Consider the following 24,922-nt stretch of genomic DNA (forward strand, 5'->3'; position numbering starts at 1 on the left):
CAAAACTATTGTAAAGCTCGCTCCAGGATCTGATTCAGCCTGTTGACCATGCCTTTGGGGTCAAAATTTAAGCCGGCGGCAATTAAAGCGTTGTCATAGATTTGCTCAGCGGCCACTTTGGCAAAGGGGTCGTTATTCTTACGCAAAATGTCAAGGCGTTTGATTATGGGGTGCGTGGTGTTGATTTCCAGCACCTTAGGCACCGGGTAGTCCAGTTCTTTGTTGATTAACTGCATCATGCGCTGCATGCTGTTAGTCATATATCCGGGATTCAGCACAATAGCAGGGCTGTCGGTCAGCCGTTTGGATGCTTTTACATCTGTTACTTTTTCACCCAACTGCTGCTTCAACCAGTCTGCCAAAGCATTGACATCTGCTTCCGCCAAACCGTCTGCGGCAGGAGTGTGCCCCCCATCATCCGGCAGTTCCAGGTTTTCCTGGTCCGCGGAAACAAATTTATTCCCTTCATATTCGCCCAGCTGGTTAAGCACGTAATCATCCACCGCATCAAAGGTATAGAGTACTTCCAGATCTTTTTTCCGGAAAATTTCCAGGTAAGGGCTCGCTTCAATTACCTCCCTGTTAGGACCGTTCAGGAAATAGATAGCCTTTTGGCCTGTTGTCTTTCTGTCCAGATACTCTTTGAGGGAGATCAACTTCCCCGGCTCAGTTTTGGAAGATTCAAACCGCAGAAGTTTTAGCAGTTCTTCTTTATGCTCAAAGTCGGTGGCTAATCCTTCCTTGATAAAGATGCCGAATTTTTTCCAGAAGTCATTGTACTTTTCCGTCTCTGTTCTGCTCTGTTCATTTAAAAATTTCAGGAAGCGGCTGGTAAGCACCCGGCGGAGCTTGCTGACCAGCATATTGTCCTGCATGGTTTCCCGGGAAATGTTCAGCGGAAGTTCCTCGCTATCCACCACGCCTTTCACAAACCGTAGCCATTTGGGCAGTATCCCTTCAGCCTGCTGCTGGATAAGCACTTTTCTGCAGTAAAGATTGACCCCCGGGTCGAGCTGGCCGAAACCGAAGCGCTCTAGATTTTCCTTTGGTACAAACAGGAGCGCATTGATGGACAGGGGGGCATCTGCAGAGAAATGCAGTCGGAATAAAGGCTCATCGTAGACGTTGGCGATGTATTTATAAAATTCGTTGTATTCTTCATCGCTAACCTCATTTTTGTTTTTGGTCCAAAGGGGTTGCACTGTATTTGCCTTTTCTCCGTTGACCAGAATGGGGAACTGCACAAAACCCGAGTACTGCTTGATGATCCTTTTAATGGTTTCCGGCTTGGCGAATTCTTGCGCATCATTTTTCAGGTGCAGGACGATTTTTGTGCCCCGTTTTAAATCCAGAGCCTCCTTGATGGTGTAACTGCCGGTCCCTTCCGAACTCCAGATATACCCTTGGGCTTCCGGCAGGCAAGAACGGGTGTAAACTGTAACCTTGTCAGCCACCATAAACGCGGAATAAAAACCTACGCCAAATTGGCCGATGAGTTCTACGTCTTTGCGATCGTTTTCAGTCAGTTGTTTAATGAAAGCCTTCGATCCTGAATGGGCAATTGTGCCCAAATTCTCCACCAATTCCTCCCTGGTCATGCCGATGCCCGTATCCTGGATGGTCAGAGTATGGGCAATATCGTCAGTATTAATGGATATTTCCAGCGGTAAGTCCCTGTCTAAGATTTCTTTGTTGGTGATTTTTAAATAGCGGAGCTTTTCCAAGGCATCGGAGGCGTTGGAAATCAACTCCCTGAGAAATATTTCCCGGTTAGTATAAAGGGAGTTGATCACGATGTCCAGCATTTGTTTGACTTCAGCTTGAAATTCCCTTGTTTCTTCTTGCAGATTGTTACTGTTCATGTTCGTACTCCCCTCTTTTTTTATTTTCACTATTTTTTTTATCATAAAAGCACCTGGGTTTACAAGCTTTCAAGACAACCTGCGAAACAACCAAAAGGAATAAACTACACTTAATATAGAGGCTAAAAAGATTCCTCCCATAGCAACCCAAAAAGTGGCAGGGTGGTCGAAAAAGGCTGTAATAATGAAAACTAAACCGGCCAACATCCATAACGGACCTGCAAAGCGATGAGTTTTAACCCATACTTCCTCGTTGGCCAATGTCCAAGGGGTTTTAATTCCCACGAAATAGTTATGACGCAATTTCCCAAAGTAGTTGCCTAAAATCACCAGCAGTATGCCAACGCCTAATTTTGTGATTAGCCCCACATTTGGTGCAAAGCCAAGCCCGGCGGTCAGGGTCACAAAGTACATGACTGCAAGAAAAAGGATAATTGCCCATTTCAAGAGCTCATAGACTGCTGCGAACTTGTCATAATTCTGTCTTCGCGGATCAACTTGGGGGAGGATCACGAAGAGCAGATAAATACCCAAGGTTAGTAAAGGCATGCCAAAGGCCCCCGCGAACCTGGAACCGTAACCGTCCACTTCCCCGGAAGCGTTCCAGTGCATAGGCACTCGGTCGGGGAGCTGCGGGTAGAAGATGAACCCAATCACAAACAAACTTACGAGCACTAACCATAACAGCCAGTCTTTTTTCAGGTTATTCATTATCTAACCTCCTCTTGGTCAACTGTAAAAACCAGCCCAACACTTCCTCAACCACGCTGGTATTGAGCGAGTAGTAAATATTTTGCCCCTGGCGTACATCTATAACCAGCCCCGCCTGTTTGAGCAGGTTGAGATGGTGGGAAATGCTGGGCTTTGTGATGTTAAATTTCCCTGCAATTTCCCCTGCAGTCATATCCTTTTCCCTCAAGAGCTTTAAAATTTCCCGGCGGGTGTTATCCGACAGGGCTTTAAAAGTATCCTGTAAAGACATCTACTCCCTCCTTTTAGATAATTAAATAAATTTCTAAATATCTAAGTTGATTTTAGCATCTACAGCTTATGAAAGCAATATACATTTTAAACAAGAAACCTCTGCATTGCAGGCAGAGGTCCTTGTACTTGCTTCTAAAAGTAGTTGTATCCTAATTCCAAAGCCTTAAAATTCAGCTCGATTAAATCTTTCCTTTCTTCACCCAGCATATCCCGTATAACATTTTTAACCAGCGACAGGGGCGCCAAATTTTTTACCTTTAGCAGTGCCCCCAGGCAGAGCATATTAAGACAACGAGGGCTGCCAATGCCTTCGGCTAACTGGCTGGCCGGCAATTTATAAACATGGTACCCATCTGTATGTGGTAGATTGGGAACCAAGGATGAATTGAGCAGGAGCGTGCCTCCTGCTTTTAACTTTGGTAGAAACCGTTCAGCAGCAGGATTATTTAATGCCACCAGATTATCAGTATTGTCAATAAGAGGCGAGATAATTTGTGTGTCGCTGATTATAGTAGTACAAAATGCCGTTCCTCCCCTGGCTTCCGGCCCGTATGCCGGGAGGAAAGAGACCCATTTTCCCAAAGCTGCTCCTGCTTCCGCCAAAATTGAACCAAAGAGCAGAACTCCTTGGCCCCCAAATCCTGAAATTAGAGTTGAGTTTTTAGCCATGTTCCGTCATCACTCCGCTCCAGTTTTACTAAAGGATAAACAGGCAGCATTTGTTTTTCCACCCATTCCACGGATTCCACGGGACTGAGCTTCCAATTGGTAGGACAGGTGGAAAGAATTTCTACCAGGGCAAAACATTTGTCCAGTTGGGCCAGGAATGCTTCTTTAATGGCTTTTCTGGTCTTAAGCACCTGTGCAGGGGTATGGACTGCTGTCCTGGCAAGAAACCCCGGACCTGCTAAAGTGGACAGCAGTTCAATTACCTTGATGGGATGACCTTCCCGTTCAGCCTTTCTCCCCTGGGGGGAGGTAGTAGACTTTTGTTCCAACAAGGTTGTGGGGGCAAGCTGCCCTCCCGTCATTCCGTATAAAGTGTTGTTGACAAAAATCACAGTTATGGCTTCACCCCTGGCGGCGGCATGAATAATTTCCGCCATGCCGATGGAAGCCAGGTCGCCGTCTCCTTGGTAAGTAAAAACGACCGAATCAGGTAAAAATCTTTTAATCCCGGTGGCCACAGCCGGGGCCCGACCATGGGCGGCTTGCTGCATATCCAAGTCAAAGTATTCATAAGCTAAAACTGAACAGCCCACAGAAGCGATGCCAATGGTTCTATCGGCCAGTTGAAGTTCTTCCAGCACTTCTGCCACCAGCCTGTGAATGATGCCATGGGTACAACCGGGACAGTAGTGGAAGGCACGGTCAACTAATAGCGTTGGTCTCTCAGCTAATCTGTGCAATTTTTTCACCTGCCATCTTGGCTATCCGGCCTAAAATTTCCCTGGCTTCCGGTGGCAAACCGCCGACTTTGCCCAGGAATCCTACCGGAACTTGTTTGTTTACAGCCAGTTGAACATCTTCCAGCATCTGCCCACCGTTCATTTCCACTACAAGTACTTTTCTATCAGAAGTAACTGCCTGGCGGAGGGCTGCAGCAGGAAAGGGCCAGAGGGTGACCGGCCTGAACAGGCCGGCTTTTATGCCCATTTCCCTGGCCAGAAGTACGGCTTCCTTGGCAATTCTGGCTAAAAAACCGAAAGCAACTACAATTATTTGGGCATCTGTACACCATTGTTCTTCCCAACGTGTTTCGCTTAATGCGATCTGCTCATATTTTTGGAGCAATTGGAGATTATGATTTTCCAATTCGTTATCGTCTAAATACAGGGAGTTGATTACATTTCTTTTTCTCCCGGTTTTTCCGGTAGTAGCCCACGGTTTTGCCGGCAAAGTCTTAATGAATTCCGGAAGTTCTACAAGTTCTTTGGTTTGGCCTACCAAAGCGTCAGCCAGGATGAAGACAGGAGTCCGGTATTGATCTGCTAATTGGAAGGCCAGGTATGTAAGATCAGCCATCTCCTGGGCACCGGAAGGAGCCAATACCGGACAGCGGTAACCGCCGTGGCCGGCACTTCTTGTAGCCTGGAGATAGTCTGCTTGCGAAGGCTGAATACCTCCCAGACCAGGACCGGCCCGCATCACATTAACAATTACGCAGGGCAGCTCCGTTGCCGCGAGATAAGAAATGCCTTCCGCCTTAAGGCTGATTCCGGGCCCGGAAGAGGAGGTCATCACTCTGGCCCCTGCTCCGGCAGCTCCATAGACCATATTGATTGCAGCAATTTCACTTTCTGCCTGCAAAAACACGCCCCCAACCTCCGGCAGCCGCCCGGCCAGGTACTCCATAATTTCAGTCTGAGGTGTAATGGGGTAGCCAAAATAGCAATTGCAGCCGGCCCTTACAGCAGCTTCTGCCAGAGCAACATTTCCCTGTAAAAGTTTTTTTTGCATTATCCCACCTCCCGGGCAACGGTCACAGCACAGTCAGGGCATATGAGGTAACAGGCCTTACATCCGCTGCATGCTTCCTGTCTTTCGGCAATGACAGGGTAATGCCCCAGAGGGTTTGGTTCTTTGGAGAGGCTAAATACTTTGGGTTTGCAAAAATGGAGACAAAGCTGACAACCTTTGCAACGCGTACTATCGACTTTCACTGAAAACATGTGTACCACCGCTTATAATTATTATCTGGTAATATAATTAGGTAATAAAACCAGGTTATAATTATAATAGCACAACTGTTAAATATTGCAAGTTAAGTTACATAGTTTTTTTATGCAATAATATCAGGCTTTCAAATTAATACCAAACAAAAAAGACCTTTTATCCATATAAAAGGATAAAAGGTCCAATTCGGTATTAGCTACGGTTTTCGTAAGCCTGGGCCAGGAGTTCTACCGGGTGCATAACTTTGCCCTTTAGCTGATGCCTTTTCAGCCCATGTCTTAGCTGCATAGTACAGGCCGGGCAGGAGGTGGCTATGATTTGGGCTCCAGTTTCTTTAATGGACTTCATTTTCCGGTCCAGGATCTTCATAGATAAATCGTAATTAAAAAAGCTGAAGGTTCCTGCTCCCCCGCAGCACTGGTCGGGGTTATTCATTTCACGTATTTCCACGCCGGGGATCATGCTCAGAAGCTGCCGTGGCTGAGCGTAGACCTTCTGAGCTTTAGCCAGGTGACAAGGATCGTGATAGGTTATGATTGTAGGGGCAAGCACGGCAAAGCTGCCATTAAGAGTAATTTTTTCCAATAAAAAGATATTTAAATCCAGCACCTTTGCCTGGAAAGCCTGCGCTTTTTCTATCATGTCAGCGTCCTGCCATTCTTTGTACAGAGGGCCTTTTAATACCGAACTGCAAGAGGCACAATCTGTGATGATGAAGTCAACTTGAGCCTGACTAAAGGCTTCGATATTTTCTCGGGCCAGAGTTTTAGCCAGATCCATATCGCCGTTTGCATAATTCGGAAGGCCGCAGCATTTCAACCCTTCAGGAATAATAACCTCACAGCCGTTTCGGGTCAAAACTTTTACAGCAGCTAGGGCAACCTCTGGGCTGAAATGGTTGGTGGCGCAGCCTAAAAAATAGCCCACCTTTAATTTTTTTGTGCCCTGGGCGGGGATATGATGACCAAGAAAACTTAAAGCGCTTTTTGGCGGCAGGTTGCCTAAAAGCGCTTCAGACTGAGCCAATTCGCCTGCCAGCAGTTTAACCAGGCCCGTTTTTTGGGCCAAGGACTGCAACCCGAACTTCTGATACCCGTAGGCCAGTCGCAGGAACAAATTTAAGCGTTCAGGATGGGCCCAGATGGAGCGCAGCAAAAAACGTTTAAGGGGTTTGGACTGGTAGTCAGCCAGGTAATCCCGAGCCGCGGCCACCATTTCATGGACTTTGATGCCCGAGGGGCACTCGCTGCTGCAGGATTCGCATAGGAGACAGCGGTTAGCCCTGTCGGCCACTTTGGAGGAAGGTATCAGTTCCTTATCCCTAAGCTTTTGCACCAAAAAGACATGGCCGCGGGGGGCTGCCGTTTCGGTACCGATTTCCTTGAAGATAGGGCAGACAGCGCGGCACTGGCCGCAGCGCACGCATTTTTTAAGCTGATCGCGAACTACCGGAAGTTGGTGAAACATTGTCTGCTTCCTCCTCTGTCAGGAAAAGTTTGCCGGGATTCATAATGCCTTTGGGGTCCAGTGCCCGTTTGATAGCTGCCATTATATTCACTGCTTCCCCGTGTTCCAAGCGGGCGTAAGGCGCCCTGACCAGGCCAACCCCGTGTTCACCGGTGGTTGAACCTTCCAAGTCCACTGCCAGACGGTGAATTTCGTCAACCAGTTTATTGGCCTGGGCAATTTCTGCCGGGTTTTCCGGGTCGATGACAGGGGCGGTATGGACATTGCCGTCACCGATATGACCGTAATTGACCACTCCGATGCCGTACTTTTGTGCCACAGCCCTGATTTTTTTCAGGGCTTCAGTAACTCTGGACAAGGGGACGCTGATATCTTCTCCGGCAAAAATCCGGCTCCCGTCTTCCCGCACACGGGCAGCGGCAGTGGCAACCACGCTACGGCCTTGCCAAAGCTGGGCCATTCTTTTAGGTTCTGTGGACCATTCAACATGGGAGGCCCTTTTCCCCACGATTTCCACTAAACGGTTGCCCTCATATTCCACGCTGGCGGGATTGCCGTCCAATTCAAAAAGAAGTATAGCCTGAGCGTCCGGCAAGGCGATTTCAGGCTTGTACATGTTTACGGCCTTAATGGCCGATTCATCCAGGATTTCAATACCCGAGGGGAGAATTCCATCCTGGTAAACATCCAATACTGCCGCAGGGGCTTGTTCCAAATCGGAGAAAACAGCCATCAGAATTCCCCTGGCTTTGGGTTTGGGCCAGACCCGCAAGCGGATCTTGGTTATTACTCCCAGGGTACCTTCGCTGCCCACAAAAAGCTTGGTGAGATTCATGCCGGAAACATTTTTGATGGCTTTGGCTTTCATACCTCCGGTGGTGATAACCCGTCCATCAGGCAAAACAACTTCCAGCCCCAGCACGTACTGCTCGGTGGTGCCGTATTTTACTGCCCTTAGCCCGCTGGAGTTGTTGGCTACCATGCCCCCCAGAGTACACATGCGGGTGCTTCCCGGATCAGGCGGGAAAAAGAGACCGTGTTTAGCCAGCTCCTGGTTTAGTTCATCGTGAATTACTCCGGGGCGGACTATTGCTTGCATATTAGCAATGTCAATTTCTTCGATGGTATTCCAGGTGGAAAGGTCTAAAACGATTCCTCCCTTGGCCGGAACAGCGCCGCAGGTTTCCCCGGTACCTGCACCCCGGGGAGTGACAGGAATGTTATTTGTAAAGGCGAAGCGCATGATTTGAGCAACCTCTTCCGTAGAACGGGGCGTCACTACGGCGTCAGGCATGAATTTTCGGTTACGGGCCAGGAACGAACTGTCATAGGAGTAATACATCAAATCCAGGTCGTCTGTAAGCACTTTATCTTTGCCGAGCATGGCAATCAGGTCTTTGCCTAACTGTGTATTTCCCATAGAATCCTCCTTGCTAAGTTTTTGTCACGTTTTTCGGTGAGACCCTATGCAAGTAACGGAAGGAATAAATTCACGTTTAACGCATTATTTTAATTATAACGCTGATCGCTGCGAGCGGAAAGAATTTACCATGTGTATACTGCATACCAGTCGATTTTTTTGTCATGTTGTCCTGATTAAAAGGTTTTTAGCTTAAACAGCTCGAACTTAATATAAGTTAATATTTTTTTTGTAACAAGTAAAAAATACACTTTATTCAGGGAGGAAATATATGAACGGAAAAGAACCACTGTGGACAAAAAACTTTATGCTAATCTGCCTTACCAACCTGTTGCTTTTTGGCAGTTTTTACTTTTTGCTTCCCACTTTACCGGTGTTTATTGCTGAGGTTTTGAAAGGGGATGAAAGCAAAATAGGTCTGATTATCGGCGCATTATCCCTAACGGCTGTTTTGGTCCGTCCTCTGGCCGGTTTTTTACTGGATGCGGTAGGCAGAAAACAAGTGCTGTTTTTTGCCCTGATTAGTTTTGCGCTGGCTATGGGAGCGTATAACTTTGTAAACAGCCTGGTATTACTGTTTCTGCTCCGGGTGCTCCACGGCATCGCCTGGGGTTTTGCTTCCACAGGTGCGGGGACTATAGCCGCTGATGTTGTTCCCCCGGCCAGAAGGGGAGAGGGACTTGGATACTATGGCTTGTCGAATACATTGGCTATGGCCGTGGGGCCCAGCCTGGGTTTTTATATCCTAAACCATGCCGGTTTCAGCTCCTTGTTTATCGGCAGCTTTCTCATTGCTGTTTTGGCTTGGGTCAGCATGCTTGGCATCTCTTACCAGGTACCGACCGCTGGACGGGAAAGAAGAGGGATCAACCTGGAAAGTTTTGTAGAACCAAAAGTTTTTTCTGTTTCAGGTATTATGTTTTTTATTGCCGTCGTGTACGGGGGCATAATTTCCTTTATTACCTTGCTGGGGAAAGAAATAGGTATAGCGAACAGCGGCTCTTATTTTCTCATCTATGCGCTGGTGCTTTTATTTATCAGGCCCTATGCCGGCAATGCCTTTGATAAAAAGGGACCATTAAAGATCATGCCCCTTGGTTTTGCGGCTATTGCCCTATCCTTTGTGCTGCTTTTCCTGGCCCGAGGAATTCTGCTTTTTGCCCTGTCGGCCATAGCCATGGGGATAGGGTTTGGCATCGTGCAGCCTACCGCTATGGCGATGGCAATTAACAGCGTTGCCCCTTTACGCAGGGGTGCAGCCAACGGCACCATCTTAAGCGCCTTTGACCTTGGGATTGCTGTGGGGTCCTTTTTGCTGGGCGTTTTAGCTAAAAAAGTGGGATTATTTTATATGTACCTTTCCTGCAGCTTTATTGTGATTATCCCTTTTCTGCTGTTTTATCTTACAGAGGCCAACAAATACCGGCTTAAAATAAATAACCTCAACTAAATATATCTTCTATACATTAAGAGTTTTAGTAGATCCAAAAGGCAGTAAAGCTTTCTTAAAAACTGTGCCTCAACTAAAAATCAGTAAAAAACCTGCAGTCAATTGATTGCAGGTTTTTTTGCAAATTACGGTTGTTTTGTTTCTTGATACCCGTTGACCAGAACTTCCAGTTTGCCTGAATGGGGATCAAAAATAAGACCATGAATCGGTACGTCGTCGGGGATTAGGGGGTTACTTCTAATTTTGGCAACTACTTTTTGCACATTGTCCTCCGGATGGTGAAATTGATCAAGCCAGGCTGTCAGCTCGTCCTCGATCATTTTGATTGCGTCCGGCGAGATCCCCCGTTGCAACATTTTTTCTATCAGTCCCTCGGCAGTTGCGTTGGCAATTCCGCAGTCCTTATGGCCTACAACCATCACTTCTTTTACACCCAGTTCAAAAATGCCAACTACTAAGCTGCGGATAGTGGCTTCAAAGGGGCCGGTTACAGAGTTACCTGCATTTTTGATTACTTTGGCTTCCCCCCGTTTAATGCCCATGGCAGGCTCCAAAAATTCCACCAGCCGGGTGTCCATACAGGTAAAAATGGCTAACTGGCGGCTGGGGATTTTGCTGATTGCCTCATGGGAAGAGCCGGCAAATTCTTTGGGCAGATTTTCTACAAAATGCCTGTTAGCTTCTAATATTTTTTCCAGTATATTCATCGTTACTCTCCTATTCATTTGTTATTTATTTTTTCTTGGGCTAGCTGGTTTTCTTGCTGCTTCAGGTTTAATCTTTTCTTCTTTCGATAAAAACCATCCACCAACAGCTATTAGTAATAATACCATCCAGAAGGTGACTTTCCAAGCTGCAGATTTAGCAAATTTAGTGGCTAAAATCGCTACTTCAGGGTGGGAAAGGGTATAAACTGCCAGCTTGATTCCAACCCATCCCACTATCAGGAAGGCAGCAGTCTCTAAACCTGGCTTACGGTGGAGCAAATTAACAAAATACGTGGCTGCAAAACGCATAATCACCAGTCCCAGAAATCCTCCGGCGAGTATAACCAGAAACTTTCCGCCATCCAAGCCGCCTATAGCAGGTAAAGGAGTATCGGGCAAAGTCATAGCCAAGGCTACGGCGGCCAGTATGGAATCCACAGCAAAAGCAATATCCGCTAATTCTACTTTTAACACAGTCATCCAAAAACCAGAACCTTGGTTGTTCTCCAAAATTTCCTGCTTTTCTTTATGTCTGAAGTATTTTTTAACTATATGATTTACGCTTAAAAAGATCAGGTATACTGCTCCGATGGCCTGAACCTGCCAGACATCAACCAGAAAAGAAATGATAAACAAAGAAGCAAATCTAAATGCAAAAGCTCCCGCTAATCCATAAAACAGGGCTTTTTTTCTTCTTTCTTCCGGGAGATGCTTAACCATAATGGCCATAACCAGGGCGTTATCGGCTGCTAGAATTCCTTCTAACCCTACAAGAACCAGTAAAACCCAGGCATATTCAAGTAACATTGCGAAATCCATTATAAAAACCTCCTTTAGAAAGATGGCGCTAAATAGATGATGGTATTAAGACCGACCGTTATATTTAGCTATTCAAAATCAATTTGTTTTTCAGCTCCTTTCTCTGATTATACTTCCCTTGGTATGGCAAATTATTTTTTAAAACAAAATCGGCCTTTACCAAGGGACTGGTAAAGGCCAAAAAATATATAAAAAGACCTTTACCGTATGGCAAAGGTCTTGCAAACAACTTAAGTTGCCAACAAAGCCGGGGATAAAATCCCGAAATGACGACTCTGTTGTATCTGCTACTCCCCTTTAGGAATATTATTCTGTTGGCAGTAATTATAAAGCAGAAGTGCCACCCAGTCAAGCAAAAGAGGTCAGTAAATTATCATAAAAAACTCCATAATTCCACTTGCTCAACTTTTTATTTTGTATTAAACTTAAGGACAGCTGAATATTGCTTGTAGGGGAGTAGCCGCCTGCTAAGGTCGCAAAGTCGTCACTTCGGTAACGAAAGTTGCCCGGTTTTGCGTTAAAGTCATTTAAAGTGAGACCTACATTTCATCTATTGGAGTAGATGGGTGTAGGTCTTTTTATTTTGCCACAAACTGGAAGGGAGGGATGTGGCAGGTCAATTTGTTTTAAACCATCTTTAACCTAGGCTAAAAATGTTCATGCAAGGAGGTATTGAATTGCTGCAAGAAAAAAAGTGGCACTCTTTAGAGGCTGGGCAAGTTGCCAGGGACCTGGGTTCTGACCTGGAGCAGGGGCTTGGGCAGGAAGAAGTCAAGAGCCGTTTAAGTAAGTATGGCCCCAATGCTTTAAAAGAGCCCCCGCCGCGCAGTCTGGTTTCCATGTTTATAAGCCAGTTGAAGGAAGTTTTGGTCCTGATCCTGATTGGAGCCGCAATTGTCTCAGGAGCGCTGGGAGAATGGGAAGATACTGTTGTTATCATGATCATAGTTGTTTTAAATGCCGCTTTGGGAGTTTTTCAGGAAAACAAAGCTGAACAGGCGTTGAAAGCTCTAAAGGCAATGACCAAAACCTTTGTCAAGGTGCTGAGGGAAGGAAAAGTTACCCAGGTAGAAGTAGACAGCCTGGTCCCCGGAGATGTGGTGCTTCTGGAGGCAGGAGATTCGGTTCCTGCTGACGCCAGGCTTTTTGAAGCGGCATCTTTACGGGTTAATGAGGCTGCCCTGACAGGTGAGTCAGTACCTGTAGAGAAGGAACTGAATACTATCGATGCGGAAGAAGTTCCCATCGGTGACCGGAAGAACATGGTGTTCATGGGTACAGCCATCACCGGCGGCAGGGGTAAGGCCATAGTCACCGAGACAGGTATGAATACTGAATTGGGGCGCATTGCTCAAATGCTGCAAGAAACCCCTCCTGATCCGACCCCGCTGCAACGGCAGTTGGCTTCCCTTGGTAAAACCCTTGGCATTGCCGCAGGTGTAATTGTGGCTGTAGTGTTCTTAACCGGGATGTTCCGGGGAGAAAATTTAATTGAGATGTTCATGACAGCAATTGCGCTGGCAGTAGCGGCAATTCCTGAAGGCTTACCCTCGGTAGTGACCATTGTGTTGGCCCTGGGTGTGACCAGAATGAGCCGCAGAAAAGCAATTATCAGAAAGCTTCCTGCAGTGGAAACCCTTGGAGTGGCAACTTACATTTGTTCAGATAAAACAGGTACTCTTACTAAAAATGAAATGACTGTCACTCAAGTTTATGTAAATGGCGATCTGGTGCAGGTTACCGGTACAGGTTACCACCCCCAAGGGGAGTTTTTAGCCCAAAGTGGGGAACAGATAGAGCCCCTAAAAGATAAGAATATGGAATTGATGCTCCTGGGAGGGGCACTTTGCAGTGATGCCCGGATAGAAAAGACTGAGAAGGGCTATCAGATAATTGGCGACCCTACAGAAGGGGCTTTAGTGGTTGCAGCTGCCAAAGCTGGTCTTAAGAAAGAAGAAGCAGAGGAAAAATACCCGCGACTAGGGGAAATTCCCTTCGATTCAACCCGGAAGATGATGACCACATTCCATAATATGAAGGGGACTGTCTATTCCTTTACCAAGGGAGCTCCCGACGTGCTGCTGGCTCACTGCAACGAATTGGTGACCCCAACAGGAATAGTTGCTCTAACCGACAAGATCCGCTTGCAAATTTTACAGGTTAATTCCACCCTTGCTTCCCAAGGCCAGCGGGTATTAGCCCTGGCTATCCGCAAATGGGCAGATGTACCGGCTAATCCTACCTCGGAAACAGTGGAGCAGAGCCTTGCTTTTGTCGGATTCTTTGCCATTCAGGACCCGCCGCGTCAGGAAGCTAAGGAAGCTGTAGCCGTTAGCCGCCAGGCAGGCATCAGGACAGTGATGATTACCGGTGACCATCAGGATACAGCTGTGGCCATTGCCAAAGAATTGGATATTTGGCGTTCAGGGGATGGGATTCTTACAGGTGCCCAGTTAGAGCAAATGAGTGACGAAGAACTAAAAAAACATGTCAACAAAACAACTGTTTATGCCAGGGTGTCGCCGGAGCATAAACTGCGGATCGTGGCAGCCTTAAAGGCAAACAATCATGTAGTGGCTATGACCGGTGACGGGGTGAACGATGCTCCTGCTTTAAAACGGGCAGACATTGGGGCTGCGATGGGCATTACCGGGACAGAGGTGGCTAAAGAAGCATCTGATATGGTATTGCTCGATGATAATTTTGCTACCATAGTAAATGCTGTTGAAGAAGGAAGAACTATTTACAGCAATATCCGTAAATCAATTCAGTATCTGCTTTCTTGCAACACAGGTGAGATTGTGGCCATCTTTTCAGCCATTCTCTTTGGGCTGGGCAGTCCTTTGACGCCTATCCAGATCTTGTGGCTGAACCTGGTGACTGACGGACCACCGGCTCTGGCACTTGGCTTGGAACCGCCCGAAAAAGATGTGATGAAGAGGCCTCCTCGAAGTCCTAAAGAAGGAGTTTTTGCCGGGGGGATGGGCATTGCTATCTTGATCCAGGGTACTTTGCTGGGGCTTCTTTCCCTGGCGTCTTACTGGCTGGCCCTTATCTGGGGAAGGACCTTGGAAGAAGCTCATACCATGGCGTTCTTAACTTTGGCCCTGTCCCAGCTAGTTCATTCCTTTAACGCCAGGAGCTTGGATAAGTCGCTCTTCACCCTGGGTATGGGTACCAACCGCAGTCTGGTTTATGCATTTCTGCTGTCGGTTTCGCTGCAGTTGGCTGTGATTTTTGTTCCTTTCTTAAGAAAAGTGTTCGAGACAGCGCTGCTGCGTCCGAGCGACTGGGCAGTTGTCTTGAGTTTAAGCATTATTCCGCTTATCTTTGTGGAAATCAGCAAATTGTTTAAAAAAGCTCAACCGGTTGTTGGACAGTTCGCAAGCGATTACCAAAAAAAGAATATTTAGGGTAGCTGTTTTCCCTTGGGCAAAGAGAGAGCGCAGGTGGATTAGACCGCGCTCTCTGACTTTTCTAACCTCGTTAAATTTTAATTTATTGTTATTTTTTGTTTTTGTTATTGGTATATTTGATTATTTCCACATCTTCTATAGTAATAAGCCCCTCTTTTACTACTTCGTCTAAAAACGGCAAAAGCAAGTTAATATATTCAATGCTATCAACAATGTCTATGAGTATTGGTAAATCGGAAGAAATATCGAGTATTCTGGCGCTGTGTATTCTGCTATTTGCACCAAACCCCTCTACACCCCTGAAAACTGTTGCTCCGGCCAGACCTAATTCTTTTGCTTTTAATACTATGGCATGGTATAAAGGAGTACCTTTGTATTTATCGCTTTCACCTATATAGATCCTTAACCTTCGGGCTTGGCCACTAATCTTGGGCAATATTCTCACCCCTTTCTCCTAGTTTATTAAAAAAATTGGCCGAAACAGTCCCGAGCCATACTGCCAATAGTCCCAATATAACGCTTGTTACGATATAAAGGAGTGCCATACTGATATTGTTTTCTTTTACAAGATTAAGCGTTTCCAGGCTAAATGTTGAAAATGTAGTAAAAGCCCCCAAAAAGCCAACAGTAACCATAATCCGGATTTGGGGGGCTATAACTGATTTTTCAAGTGTCAGTGTGTAAAACACGCCAAGAAAAAAACACCCAATGATATTGACTGCAAGGGTCCCATAAGGGAAAATTTGCTGGCTTTTATTATAAATCCAGGTTGACAAAATATACCTGCTTATTGCTCCCAAAGCACCTCCGAAAGCAATATAAATAAAGTTTACATAATTCAATTAACAACACCACCCCTAAAAATATGAATACTCCTACCAACCGGTAGGAGCCATCAGCTTCATAAAGCAGTTTATGGCGAGCCCCATCGCCATTACTTTTTATCGATTTTACTACATAACATTATACCCAACTTTTAATTAGCTTTTCAAGCACTTGGAATCAGGTGTTATCAAGAGGCCCTCATGCTTATCGTCAGCACTATCAGAAAAATGAAAATTGTAACCCATTGTGTCGTAGCTGCTCCTTTTGACGGGCTATAGAGCGCTCTGTGAAGAGTATTAATTGGGGACATTCCCCGAACAAATATTAATCTTGCATAGGGGTGTGTCCCCAGACCTCTGTCCGTCGAGCAGCATGGACTCACGAAGCGCTGGAGCGGCACGGACGCCGCGTGAGCGCGTGCCGCTGGAAGTCAAACTCTGAATAGTATAGCGCTCTTGGCGATAGTCTATAAAGCAGCGGATACAAGGGTTAACATTTTCAGGGATAGCCTAAGATAGTGTAAAATTGTCAGCCTTGCCGTCATGCAAAGGTGTATAATTTTGCTAGGAACTAAATGGGAAAATGGGGGAGTGTTAAAAGTGTTCAACATTATTTTACTGGGGTTGGTTAGTCTGTTTACCGACATTAGCAGCGAGATGGTTTATCCTTTGCTGCCTTTATACCTTACCAACCGCTTAGGTGCCGGACCTGCCGTACTGGGGGTAATTGAAGGAATAGCCGAGAGTTTGGCCAGCTTATTAAAGGTAGGGGCAGGTTATATCACTGACAAGACAAAAAAACCCAAAATGTTTACGATTTTTGGCTACGCTTCTTCCTCGCTCAGCAGAATAGTGCTGTACCTATCTACATCTTGGTTGTGGGTGCTGGGGGCCAGGATAATCGACCGCTTTGGAAAAGGGATCAGAACGGCGCCCCGGGATGTTTTAATTTTAGAAAACGCAGGGGAAAAAGGTCGTGGGACTGCTTTTGGTTTACACCGCGCGTTAGATACTTTAGGTGCAGTAATAGGAATCACTTTAGCTTATTTTTTATTGACCGGCTACAATGGAGATTACCTTAAGGTATTCATTATATCCTTAATTCCTGCTTTTTTAGGAGTTGTGTGCCTGTTTTTTGTACGGGAAAAGAAAGAAGCACGGTTCAGGTCCAATCATTTGTCGTTAAAGTGGTCAGCGCTGGATAAGCGTCTAAAAATATTTCTGCTTATCACATTTATTTTCGCTTTGGGAAACTCCTCCAACCAGTTTTTGCTCTTAAAAGCCCAAGGAGTGGGTTTCACCGCCGACAAAGTTATCTTATTATATCTTGTTTATAACCTGGTGTATGCCTTAACTTCCTTTCCAGCGGGAAAACTTTCAGATAAAATCGGCCGAAAATCTTTTTTAGTGGGCGGATATATTTTCTATGGTTTGGTGTACCTGGGATTTGCCATGGTAAAAAGCAGCAGCGCAGTTTGGCTGCTCTTTGGAATTTACGGACTATATACAGGGCTGACGGAAGGAGTAGAAAAAGCTTTAATTGGAGATATAGCTTCTCTGGAGCTTAGGGGGACGGCAATTGGGCTTCATGCGGCTTTAGTAGGACTAGGCCTTCTGCCGGCCTCCTTCTTGGCCGGTTGGCTGTGGTCTGGATGGGGAAGCTCTGCGCCTTTTTATTTTGGCTCCTTTACAGGTTTTTGCGCGGCCCTGGCCTTACTGATTTCACCCATTTACCCAGAAGCCAGGTCGCGGTAAGGCACAGCGCAAGCCGAGTTATCCTTGGAAATTCAGAAAGTTTATCACTTTCGGATTTGCATAAGTGCAACTAGGGCTTCCGCCGGTCTCCTAAAGGACTGGAATTTCTACGCATTGTGCAAACACAATGCAAGAAATTCTGGCGCCCTAAAGGACTGGAATTTCTACGCATTGTGCAACACAATGCAAGAAATTCTGGCGCCCTAAAGGACTGGAATTTCTACGCATTGTGCAACACAATGCAAGAAATTCTGGCGCCCTAAAGGACTGGAATTTCTACGCATTGTGCAACACAATGCAAGAAATTCTGGCGCCCTAAAGGACTGGAATTTCTACGCATTGTGCAACACAATGCAAGAAATTCTGGCGCCCTTATAAGCTTGGCGTAAGCGCCAGTTTTCTTTAGCTTGCGTTGTACCTAACTTATTTTACTGTTTTGGGGCTATCAGTGTTTCGTCGGCTTTGATCGGCTCCAGGGTATAAAAATGACCCCAGATTTCTTCTTGTTTTTGGCCTTCGATCAGAAACTGTACTGCTTCAATTTCCGGCAGCTGGGTCAAGGTATTGACGACGGAGTAGATGGTCATGGTCTCACCGGCGCTGCCGCCCGGATGTTTGGTTTTAATCTCCCGGCTGAAGTCCACGTAAGCAATGCCGTTGGCTATTTCCAGGGACAAGAGCTTGGTTTCTTTTGGGATAGTGGCCGTCAATCCGGGAGATTCGGGGCCTTGAATTAACTCGGTAATCATTAGCTCGGCTACGGGTTTACCGTTTTTAGGGACTGTTCGTTCTTCGCCTTTTAAATATGTTGCCTGCTCGTCCCCGAAAAAAACTGTGAAGGAAATCGTTTCCCCACCGGGTTTTGAATCAATAGCATGGGGCTCTTGGGATTCTTTTTTTGGGGAATTAAGGCTAGCGCAGCCTGCCAGTATTAATAGCGTAATACAGATAAGCCCAATAACTATAAGCCTTTTACTCATTTTGCTTCTCCTCATTTTGAAATTTTTAGATGTAAACCCAGACCTTCTTTAATCGGTTTGTTAATATTCTAGCATAAGAGCAAAATCTTATAAAGAAAAAGGAAGATTGCACAATGCGGGTAAAACACTCAAGAATGCTGAGAGAAAATAAAACTATAGAATATATGATGCAAATCTACTGTAGTGCACACCATGGAACTAATAACGGGCTATGCCCCCATTGTACCGGACTGCTGAAGTATGCTAGTTTCCGCTTGGGAAAATGCCTCTACCAGGAAAAGAAGCCTACCTGTGCAAAATGCCCTGTTCATTGTTACAAGCCTGGTATGAGGGAAGAGATTAAAGCTGTTATGAGGTTTTCTGGACCCAGGATGCTTTTCAAACATCCTGTTTTAGCTGTACTGCATTTGCTTGACGGTTTCAGGAAAGTGGGAAAATAAAAGCCGGCTAAACCGGCTTTTGTACAGTACTAGGCAATCTTAAAAAACGAAGTAGCTTTTTGCAAGCTTTGGGCTGCTTGCTCAAGCTTTTCGGTGGCAGACATTATTGTTTGCACCGCCGCACTTTGCTCCTCTGCGGAAGCGGTGATTTCCTCGGAACCGGCAGCAGCTTGTTCTATGATCGAGGCAATATTCCCGGTAGCTATTGCAGCCTGCTCTGCTAGGACATCAACCTGTTTAATAGCAGTGGCTATTCCAGCAAACTTGGCTGTTAAATGTTTAATGCTTTCTTCGATTAGGTTAAAACTGCCGGCGGCATGCCGGAGCAGTTTAGCCCCCGCTGCCGTTTCTTGCTCACCGGATAAAATGGAGTTAACTGCTTCTTTTGTTTCAGCCTGCACTTTATGTACCAGTCCGGCAATTTCACTGGCAGCGGCCCTCGACTGCTCCGCCAGCTTTCTCACTTCATCGGCTACTACGGCAAAACCCTTGCCCTGGTCTCCGGCCCTGGCCGCTTCTATAGCTGCATTTAATGCCAAAAGATTTGTTTGTTCGGCAATGCTGGTTATTAATTCGATCATGGAACTGATGCCTTTGGAACTCTCTTCCAGGCGGGTTATAGAGGTTCCGGCCAGTTGCGCAGACTGTACGATGGATTGCATTTGTTTCAGGACTTCATCAAGAGCTTGTTTTCCTTCCTGAGTGCTCTGATTCACGGATACTGCTGTAGTATTTAATTCAGTTATATCTTTGGATATTTCTGAAATGTTCCTGGCCATAGCTTCCACAGCAGCGCTTGTTTCGACAGTTAAGTCTCGTTGCTTCATGCCGTTTTTGGCCATTTCTTCGATAGCAGTTGCCACTTGTTCCGCGCCGGCGCCCACTTCTTTTGTGATAACTCGCAGGTCTTGGCTTACCATCGTAACCTCTTGAGCCCCTTTAATTACACGACTGAAGGCTTCCCTTAGATTCCCCAGCATGCTGTTGAAATTTTCAGCAAGGAGACTTAATTCGTCTTGCGACCACGTAGCTATTTGTAAATTTAAATTTCCTTTGCTGGCTGTAGTTACGTGCTCAACCAGCTGCCTAACCTGTTTTTTGAGAGTACTTGTAATCTGGCTGCTGATAAAGAGGAGCAGCAATGAGATAATTAGCCCGGCTACGGCATTTCTGATTTGCCCTTGCTGGTAATGACGATAGTTTTCTTGCACAGCCTGGGCGGTGTTATTCTCTGCTATCTCTGTCAAAGCGTCAATTTTTTCTCTCGCCTGGGAAAAAGCTGTCTCGCTTTGTTTTGAAAGTAGTATGGCCGTCTGTAAATCTTCAGGTGTGCCTTTTTCAACCAATACCAAGACCTCGTGTAAATTTTTTTCCCAGTCTGCTCTCAGCGCAAAATGTTCTCCAACCAGTTTTTGCTCCTCAGCAGCTGTTTTCAGACCGGCATATTTATTGATCCTCTCTTTGGATTGCTGTAAATTTTCTTCGATTTGTTCCAATTGCTTTTTGCGTTCTTGTATACTGGTACTAAGAAGCAATGTTTTTTCTGCAACACGGGCCTGGTACAAATCACGATCGGCTTGTAACAGCAGTTCAACTTGGTTGAAGTTGATGTCCATCATCTCTTTGGTTTCCGCATTCATGGTTATAGCTGTATGGTAGGAGGAAAACCATAGAATAATTAGCCCAAGAATTGACAGCCCGATTAACAAGTTGAGTTTGGCTGATACTTTAAGTTTTTTGAACATTTTAAAGCCTCCTTTTTGAAAAATTCTGTATATATATGTTTGACAAAATTTAGCAAAAACCTTTTTACCTACCATTTTTAGGTAAAATTTTTACAGAACCTCTGATTATTCGGTACTAGGTTTCTTGGCGGTGGGTCCAGCGCAGGAGTAAAAGCTGCCCAGGAAGGTCGCTGATATCGGAGCTTCTTCCAGGGAATTAAAGGAAAGCGAAAAAGGAACCACAAAAAATCCTGCTTAGAAAGTCAGAAAATTTGCTTTTGCCACAGGTAAGGATAAAATAAGAGGTGGAAAGTGAGAAAACAGGATTAACATCACAGTTGGTGTCGAAAGGTTGAGTTAAAAATTAAAAACATAAGCAAGGAGAGATACTATGGCTGGTTTATTAAGCCCATTACAGATTAAAGGTATGAAATTGTCCAACAGGCTGGTAATGCCGCCCATGGCTACGACTAAAGCTGGGGAAAACGGGGAGGTGAGCCAGGAACTGCTGCATTACTATGACGAAAAGTGCCGCGGAGGTTATCTCGGACTGGTCATCATTGAGCATTCTTTTATCAGTCCTGAGGGTAAGGCTAGTGAAAGGCAGCTGAGCGTTTCCAGAGATGAAGATATTCCCGGACTTCGTACCCTGGCCAAAACAATTCAGAAAAATGGCAGTAAAGCAATCGTGCAAATAAACCATGCCGGTAGCGGCACCACAGCGGAAGTAATTAAAACAACGCCCCTTGGGCCTTCTCCTGTTGCCAACCCCAGAAAGGGGACAATTCCAAGGGAGTTAGACGCAGCGGAAATCAAAAAGATAGTCGCTGATTTCCAAAAGGCAGCAGCCCGGGTTAAGGAGGCAGGTTTTGACGGTGTAGAAATTCATTCAGCCCACAGTTACCTATTGAACCAGTTTTTTTCCCCTATTACCAACAAACGTGAGGATGCCTATGGTGGTTCTTTGGACAACCGAATTAAGCTTCACCTGGAAGTCATTGCTGCCGTGAGAGAAGCGGTAGGAAGAGATTTCCCGTTATTTCTCCGCCTTGGCTGCTGCGATTATTTGGAAGGAGGAACAACCTTGGAAGACAGCAAAAGTGCGGCCCGGGAGTTTGCCAGGGCCGGAGTGGATGTGATTGATGTAAGCGGAGGTGTATTAGGCTATAACGTTCCTGGAAACACAGAGGAAGGTTACTTTACGCCGCTAAGCGAAGCCGTCAAAAAGGTGGTTGATATTCCCGTGATTGTCACCGGAGGAATAAAGACAGCCGCCAAAGCTAACCAGATCATTGCCGAAGGCAAAGCAGACCTGGTTGGGGTTGGACGGGCGCTGCTGCAGGACTCTTTATGGGCTAAAAAAGCCGTGGAATGCTTAAGGTAAATTGCCGGCGTTGCGATAGCTCCGCCGCTCTTTTGAATTGTATTTGGAAAACTTAAGCTATTTTTAATTTAAGCTTTACAAGTTCTTAACATTAAACATTTAAGATAAAGATGTGGACATAAAGACCTCCTCTCCACATATATCACAAACCCAGGAACCAAGACCTGGGTTTGTACTTTATTAGTTGGTGTGATTAAGTCCTGTTAAAGGGATGTGGAAACTGGCAATGGGTAATGATGAGTAAGGAGGAAGACCTATGGCCAAAATACTGGTAGTGGATGATGAGCAGGCTATTTTGGAATTGCTGATCTTCAACATTCAGCAGGCGGGTTATGAAGCTATGGCTGCAACTGATGGCTTTGCGGCGATTGATAAAGCATTGGAGGAAAAGCCGGATTTAATAGTTTTAGATATCATGTTGCCGGGGATTGACGGTTTTGAGGTGTGCCGCAGGATCAGGGCTGTTCCCAATTTACAGGAAATACCCATTATTTTTTTAAGTGCAAAAGCAGAAGAGTTTGATAAGGTAATTGGCTTAGAGTTGGGTGCAGATGATTATGTTACAAAGCCTTTCAGTCCGCGGGAGTTAGTAGCCAGAATCAAGGCCAACCTGCGGAGACTTGCTGCGGAGAAAGCTATGTTGGAACAGGAAGAAATACATATAGGCCCATTTATTATCAAGCCGCTTAATTATGAGGTATTAAAAGATGGAGTGGTATTAGATTTAAACCCTAAAGAATTTGAACTGTTCAAGGTATTAGTGAATAACAAAGGCAAAGTTTTAAAACGCAGCTATTTGCTGAACAAGATCTGGGGTTATGATGGCTATGCTGATCCCAGAACAGTAGATGTGCATATCTGCCGGCTGCGGCAGAAGATAGAAACAGACCCAGGCAACCCGGAATATATTGAAACTGTCAGGGGTTTGGGGTATCGTTTCAATAATAGAATTATTAAACAAGTTTCAGCGACCTTTTATAAGAGATAATTTCCTGGCAAAGTTGGTCTACTACATTAGGGTGAGTAACTAGCACGAAATCGTCTCACCTACATGACCGATAAAATCCTTAGGAGTACCATGAATAGTTATTCGAGCCAGTTCCACTTTGATTTCCGTGAGGGTATCCAATAATTTTTGTGCCGGGATGGTCCCTAAATAGCGACTGCCTTTCATAACGATTATATCATCGTAAAGTTTATTGTGCGGTCTGTTCCGGAAGTTTTGGGCCAATGCGGGTAGACTGATATCAGCCTCCACCTAAAAGGGTTAGCATCTATCAGCATACCTTGCTAAACCATAGAAAATGAGAGAACCCGCTGCTTAGAACCTCCTCTAACTAGCCCTTCAGGGCTTGTTTTTTTTACCGGTTGCTGTGTTTATATTATTTATTATTAATGATTCCCGGAGCTAACCTTTGTGCCCCAGGAAGCAATCGATTTAATCCGGTAGAATTTTCCTCAACTTGCCAAAAAGCTCTAGCTTCAATGGCTTTTTTAACATCACTGTAATGAAATATCAACCAGTTCTTAAAATTAAGCTTATATAATCAGACTTGTAAACAATAAAACATTTGCAAGGAGGCAGTATAAAAGAATGTGCAAGACAAGTAAAAAATCGAAACTGCTGGCTATGCTGGCACTGGTTCTCTTGGCGGTGGCTTTAGTGGCAGGTTGTGCCAACAGTGCCGACAATGTTCCAGAAGAAGGGGAGAATCAGAATCAAGCTGCAGAGACTGAAAATTTAAGCGGTTCCATTAATATCGCAGGTTCCACTTCTGTACAACCACTTTCTGAAGAATTAGGCCAAGCGTTCATGGAAGCAAACCCTGACGTGAAAATCAACGTGGCCGGCGGTGGGTCCAGCGCCGGAGTAAAAGCTGCCCAGGAAGGTACTGCTGATATCGGAGCTTCTTCCAGGGAATTAAAGGAGAGCGAAAAAGGAACCGTGAAAGAATTCATTATCGCTAAAGACGGAATTGCTGTAATCGTAAACCCTGCCAACGAAGTTGTTGACCTGAAAATGGAAGATATTAAGAAGATTTTTGCAGGCGAGATTACAAACTGGAAAGATGTTGGCGGTAAAGATGCTCCTATTAACGTCATCAGCAGGGAAGACGGATCCGGCACCAGGGGGGCATTTGAGGAGATAGTGTTGGTCGAGGCCAAATTAGTTGCCAATGCAACTATCCAGAACTCTACCGGTGCGGTTAAAAGCGCTGTAGCCAGCGATCCCAATGCCATCGGTTATGCTTCTTTAGGTTCAGTCCTTGGAGCCACTGATGTAAAAACGGTAAAAGTTGACGGGGTAGAAGCGACAGCCGAAAATGTGAAGAGCGGAAGCTTTAAAATCAGTCGTCCTTTCCTCTATCTGACCAAAAGTGACCCGCAAGGCCTTGTGAAGGCATATCTTGACTGGGTATTAAGTGAAGAAGGCCAGAAAATCGTTGCTGAAGAATATATTTCTGTAAAATAGTATATAATTACGCTGTTTCTCCCAGAGAGACTTTTTGCTAATTAATTGCAGAGAGTCTCTTATTTTTTCGTCGCTTACAAAAAATCCCGCTCAAAAAGTCAAAAATATGTACTTTTGCCAAAAGTAAGGTTATGCTATAGAAAAAAGGTTTTTAATAAACAGAGGTGGAAAGTGGTTCTAGGCATTGGCGTTGATATAATTGAAATTGAAAGGGTCAGGAATGCTTTGGAACGCAGGCCGGCTTTGGAGCAGCGGTTATTTACCCCGGCTGAAATAAAGTATTGCCGGCAAAAAGCCAATCCCTACCCCTCCTTGGCGGCCCGTTTTGCTGCCAAGGAAGCGGTATTGAAGGCTATGGGCGTAGGGCTGGGCAGCTGTACCTGGCATGATATTATTATAGAAGTAAATTCCAGCGGAGCCCCTGAGGTGAAACTGACGGGGCGGGCAGCCGCATTGGCAGCTTCGCTTGGAATTTCTAAATTTATGCTTAGTCTTTCTCATGCTAAATTAAATGCGGTGGCATATGTATTAGCACAATAGG

Annotated in this window: 22 protein-coding genes and 1 riboswitch; of the genes, 8 read left to right on the forward strand and 14 right to left on the reverse strand. The window is 45.6% G+C overall.

Features of this window, described 5'->3' with window-relative positions; all coding sequences use genetic code 11:
- Window positions 1–5: 5 nt before the first annotated feature.
- The 8 genes from htpG to EYS13_RS15895 form a co-directional block, all read right to left on the reverse strand.
- The gene (gene htpG / locus EYS13_RS15860; protein WP_227764633.1) at window positions 6–1,862 is read right to left on the reverse strand and encodes a molecular chaperone HtpG; all 1,857 of its coding nucleotides are present in this window, start codon (window positions 1,860–1,862) and stop codon (window positions 6–8) included.
- A gap of 69 nt (window positions 1,863–1,931) precedes the next feature.
- Window positions 1,932–2,573 (reverse strand): SdpI family protein, encoded by a 642-nt coding sequence (locus EYS13_RS15865; protein WP_227764635.1) that lies wholly within the window; start codon window positions 2,571–2,573, stop codon window positions 1,932–1,934.
- On the reverse strand, window positions 2,566–2,844 hold the full coding sequence (locus EYS13_RS15870; RefSeq protein ID WP_227764637.1) for an autorepressor SdpR family transcription factor: 279 nt from the start codon (window positions 2,842–2,844) through the stop codon (window positions 2,566–2,568). The genes EYS13_RS15865 and EYS13_RS15870 overlap by 8 nt, the downstream gene beginning before the upstream one ends.
- Window positions 2,845–2,978: 134 nt before the next feature.
- The gene (locus EYS13_RS15875; RefSeq protein WP_227764640.1) at window positions 2,979–3,515 is read right to left on the reverse strand and encodes a 2-oxoacid:ferredoxin oxidoreductase subunit gamma family protein; all 537 of its coding nucleotides are present in this window, start codon (window positions 3,513–3,515) and stop codon (window positions 2,979–2,981) included.
- Window positions 3,494–4,255 (reverse strand): thiamine pyrophosphate-dependent enzyme, encoded by a 762-nt coding sequence (locus tag EYS13_RS15880; protein WP_227764641.1) that lies wholly within the window; start codon window positions 4,253–4,255, stop codon window positions 3,494–3,496. Before EYS13_RS15880 ends, EYS13_RS15875 begins: the two co-directional genes overlap by 22 nt.
- Window positions 4,239–5,306 carry a 3-methyl-2-oxobutanoate dehydrogenase subunit VorB gene (locus EYS13_RS15885; protein WP_227764643.1) on the reverse strand — a complete coding sequence of 356 codons (1,068 nt, stop codon included), beginning with the start codon at window positions 5,304–5,306 and terminating at the stop codon, window positions 4,239–4,241. The genes EYS13_RS15880 and EYS13_RS15885 overlap by 17 nt, the downstream gene beginning before the upstream one ends.
- A 408-nt stretch (window positions 5,307–5,714) precedes the next feature.
- Complete coding sequence (locus EYS13_RS15890; RefSeq protein WP_227764645.1) at window positions 5,715–6,989, reverse strand: (Fe-S)-binding protein; 1,275 nt, start codon at window positions 6,987–6,989, stop codon at window positions 5,715–5,717.
- Entirely contained in the window at window positions 6,952–8,409 is a 1,458-nt protein-coding gene (locus tag EYS13_RS15895; protein WP_227764647.1) for an FAD-binding oxidoreductase, read from the reverse strand. The genes EYS13_RS15890 and EYS13_RS15895 overlap by 38 nt, the downstream gene beginning before the upstream one ends.
- 271 nt (window positions 8,410–8,680) lie before the next feature.
- Here EYS13_RS15895 and EYS13_RS15900 point away from each other — a divergent pair, with 271 nt between their 5' ends.
- Window positions 8,681–9,859, forward strand: a complete 1,179-nt coding sequence (locus tag EYS13_RS15900) for an MFS transporter (RefSeq protein WP_227764649.1) — start codon at window positions 8,681–8,683, stop codon at window positions 9,857–9,859.
- A gap of 125 nt (window positions 9,860–9,984) precedes the next feature.
- Here EYS13_RS15900 and EYS13_RS15905 read toward each other — a convergent pair whose 3' ends face one another.
- Both EYS13_RS15905 and EYS13_RS15910 read right to left on the reverse strand, forming a co-directional pair.
- On the reverse strand, window positions 9,985–10,566 hold the full coding sequence (locus EYS13_RS15905) for a beta-class carbonic anhydrase (RefSeq protein WP_227764651.1): 582 nt from the start codon (window positions 10,564–10,566) through the stop codon (window positions 9,985–9,987).
- A gap of 21 nt (window positions 10,567–10,587) precedes the next feature.
- Window positions 10,588–11,385 (reverse strand): TerC family protein, encoded by a 798-nt coding sequence (locus EYS13_RS15910; RefSeq protein ID WP_227764653.1) that lies wholly within the window; start codon window positions 11,383–11,385, stop codon window positions 10,588–10,590.
- A 659-nt stretch (window positions 11,386–12,044) separates the two neighbouring features.
- On the opposite strand from EYS13_RS15910, the gene EYS13_RS15915 reads away from it, so the two are divergent.
- On the forward strand, window positions 12,045–14,798 hold the full coding sequence (locus EYS13_RS15915) for a calcium-translocating P-type ATPase, SERCA-type (RefSeq protein WP_423055287.1): 2,754 nt from the start codon (window positions 12,045–12,047) through the stop codon (window positions 14,796–14,798).
- 91 nt (window positions 14,799–14,889) lie between these two features.
- Here the strand turns inward: EYS13_RS15915 and EYS13_RS15920 are convergent, their stop codons facing one another.
- Window positions 14,890–15,237, reverse strand: coding sequence for a DUF190 domain-containing protein (locus tag EYS13_RS15920; RefSeq protein ID WP_227764657.1), 348 nt, complete (start codon window positions 15,235–15,237; stop codon window positions 14,890–14,892).
- Window positions 15,224–15,643 carry a fluoride efflux transporter CrcB gene (gene crcB, locus EYS13_RS15925; protein WP_227764658.1) on the reverse strand — a complete coding sequence of 140 codons (420 nt, stop codon included), beginning with the start codon at window positions 15,641–15,643 and terminating at the stop codon, window positions 15,224–15,226. The genes EYS13_RS15920 and crcB overlap by 14 nt, the downstream gene beginning before the upstream one ends.
- A gap of 37 nt (window positions 15,644–15,680) precedes the next feature.
- Window positions 15,681–15,743, reverse strand: a riboswitch (Fluoride riboswitch).
- A 482-nt stretch (window positions 15,744–16,225) separates the two neighbouring features.
- Here crcB and EYS13_RS15930 point away from each other — a divergent pair.
- Window positions 16,226–17,380 (forward strand): MFS transporter, encoded by a 1,155-nt coding sequence (locus EYS13_RS15930; protein ID WP_227764659.1) that lies wholly within the window; start codon window positions 16,226–16,228, stop codon window positions 17,378–17,380.
- A gap of 428 nt (window positions 17,381–17,808) precedes the next feature.
- Here the strand turns inward: EYS13_RS15930 and EYS13_RS15935 are convergent, their stop codons facing one another.
- Window positions 17,809–18,360 (reverse strand): GerMN domain-containing protein, encoded by a 552-nt coding sequence (locus EYS13_RS15935; RefSeq protein ID WP_227764661.1) that lies wholly within the window; start codon window positions 18,358–18,360, stop codon window positions 17,809–17,811.
- 113 nt (window positions 18,361–18,473) lie between these two features.
- Between EYS13_RS15935 and EYS13_RS15940 the strand changes: the two genes are divergently transcribed.
- A complete protein-coding gene (locus EYS13_RS15940) occupies window positions 18,474–18,800 on the forward strand; it encodes a nitrous oxide-stimulated promoter family protein (RefSeq protein ID WP_227764663.1) in 327 nt (108 codons plus the stop codon).
- Between the two features lie 29 nt (window positions 18,801–18,829).
- Here the strand turns inward: EYS13_RS15940 and EYS13_RS15945 are convergent, their stop codons facing one another.
- On the reverse strand, window positions 18,830–20,545 hold the full coding sequence (locus tag EYS13_RS15945) for a methyl-accepting chemotaxis protein (protein ID WP_227764665.1): 1,716 nt from the start codon (window positions 20,543–20,545) through the stop codon (window positions 18,830–18,832).
- 370 nt (window positions 20,546–20,915) lie between these two features.
- On the opposite strand from EYS13_RS15945, the gene EYS13_RS15950 reads away from it, so the two are divergent.
- The 4 genes from EYS13_RS15950 to EYS13_RS15965 all read left to right on the forward strand — a co-directional run bounded on the left by EYS13_RS15950 (window position 20,916) and on the right by EYS13_RS15965 (window position 24,921).
- Window positions 20,916–21,908, forward strand: coding sequence for an NADH:flavin oxidoreductase (locus EYS13_RS15950; RefSeq protein ID WP_227764667.1), 993 nt, complete (start codon window positions 20,916–20,918; stop codon window positions 21,906–21,908).
- 256 nt (window positions 21,909–22,164) lie between these two features.
- The gene (locus tag EYS13_RS15955) at window positions 22,165–22,896 is read left to right on the forward strand and encodes a response regulator transcription factor (protein WP_227764669.1); all 732 of its coding nucleotides are present in this window, start codon (window positions 22,165–22,167) and stop codon (window positions 22,894–22,896) included.
- 606 nt (window positions 22,897–23,502) lie between these two features.
- On the forward strand, window positions 23,503–24,381 hold the full coding sequence (locus EYS13_RS15960; protein ID WP_227764671.1) for a phosphate ABC transporter substrate-binding protein: 879 nt from the start codon (window positions 23,503–23,505) through the stop codon (window positions 24,379–24,381).
- A 171-nt stretch (window positions 24,382–24,552) separates the two neighbouring features.
- Entirely contained in the window at window positions 24,553–24,921 is a 369-nt protein-coding gene (locus EYS13_RS15965) for a holo-ACP synthase (protein WP_227764673.1), read from the forward strand.
- The last annotated feature ends 1 nt before the right edge of the window (window position 24,922 follow it).

Source organism: Zhaonella formicivorans, from assembly GCF_004353525.1.
Lineage (GTDB): Bacteria > Bacillota > DUOV01 > DUOV01 > Zhaonellaceae > Zhaonella > Zhaonella formicivorans.

Coding starts and splice junctions, on each gene's coding strand:
- htpG (WP_227764633.1), bottom strand. CDS start 1,862: ATGAACAGTAACAATCTGCAAGAAGAAACAAGGGAATTTCAAGCTGAA.
- EYS13_RS15865 (WP_227764635.1), bottom strand. CDS start 2,573: ATGAATAACCTGAAAAAAGACTGGCTGTTATGGTTAGTGCTCGTAAGT.
- EYS13_RS15870 (WP_227764637.1), bottom strand. CDS start 2,844: ATGTCTTTACAGGATACTTTTAAAGCCCTGTCGGATAACACCCGCCGG.
- EYS13_RS15875 (WP_227764640.1), bottom strand. CDS start 3,515: ATGGCTAAAAACTCAACTCTAATTTCAGGATTTGGGGGCCAAGGAGTT.
- EYS13_RS15885 (WP_227764643.1), bottom strand. CDS start 5,306: ATGCAAAAAAAACTTTTACAGGGAAATGTTGCTCTGGCAGAAGCTGCT.
- EYS13_RS15890 (WP_227764645.1), bottom strand. CDS start 6,989: ATGTTTCACCAACTTCCGGTAGTTCGCGATCAGCTTAAAAAATGCGTG.
- EYS13_RS15895 (WP_227764647.1), bottom strand. CDS start 8,409: ATGGGAAATACACAGTTAGGCAAAGACCTGATTGCCATGCTCGGCAAA.
- EYS13_RS15900 (WP_227764649.1), top strand. CDS start 8,681: ATGAACGGAAAAGAACCACTGTGGACAAAAAACTTTATGCTAATCTGC.
- EYS13_RS15905 (WP_227764651.1), bottom strand. CDS start 10,566: ATGAATATACTGGAAAAAATATTAGAAGCTAACAGGCATTTTGTAGAA.
- EYS13_RS15910 (WP_227764653.1), bottom strand. CDS start 11,385: ATGGATTTCGCAATGTTACTTGAATATGCCTGGGTTTTACTGGTTCTT.
- EYS13_RS15915 (WP_423055287.1), top strand. CDS start 12,045: ATGCAAGGAGGTATTGAATTGCTGCAAGAAAAAAAGTGGCACTCTTTA.
- EYS13_RS15935 (WP_227764661.1), bottom strand. CDS start 18,360: ATGAGTAAAAGGCTTATAGTTATTGGGCTTATCTGTATTACGCTATTA.
- EYS13_RS15940 (WP_227764663.1), top strand. CDS start 18,474: ATGCGGGTAAAACACTCAAGAATGCTGAGAGAAAATAAAACTATAGAA.
- EYS13_RS15945 (WP_227764665.1), bottom strand. CDS start 20,545: ATGTTCAAAAAACTTAAAGTATCAGCCAAACTCAACTTGTTAATCGGG.
- EYS13_RS15950 (WP_227764667.1), top strand. CDS start 20,916: ATGGCTGGTTTATTAAGCCCATTACAGATTAAAGGTATGAAATTGTCC.
- EYS13_RS15955 (WP_227764669.1), top strand. CDS start 22,165: ATGGCCAAAATACTGGTAGTGGATGATGAGCAGGCTATTTTGGAATTG.
- EYS13_RS15960 (WP_227764671.1), top strand. CDS start 23,503: ATGTGCAAGACAAGTAAAAAATCGAAACTGCTGGCTATGCTGGCACTG.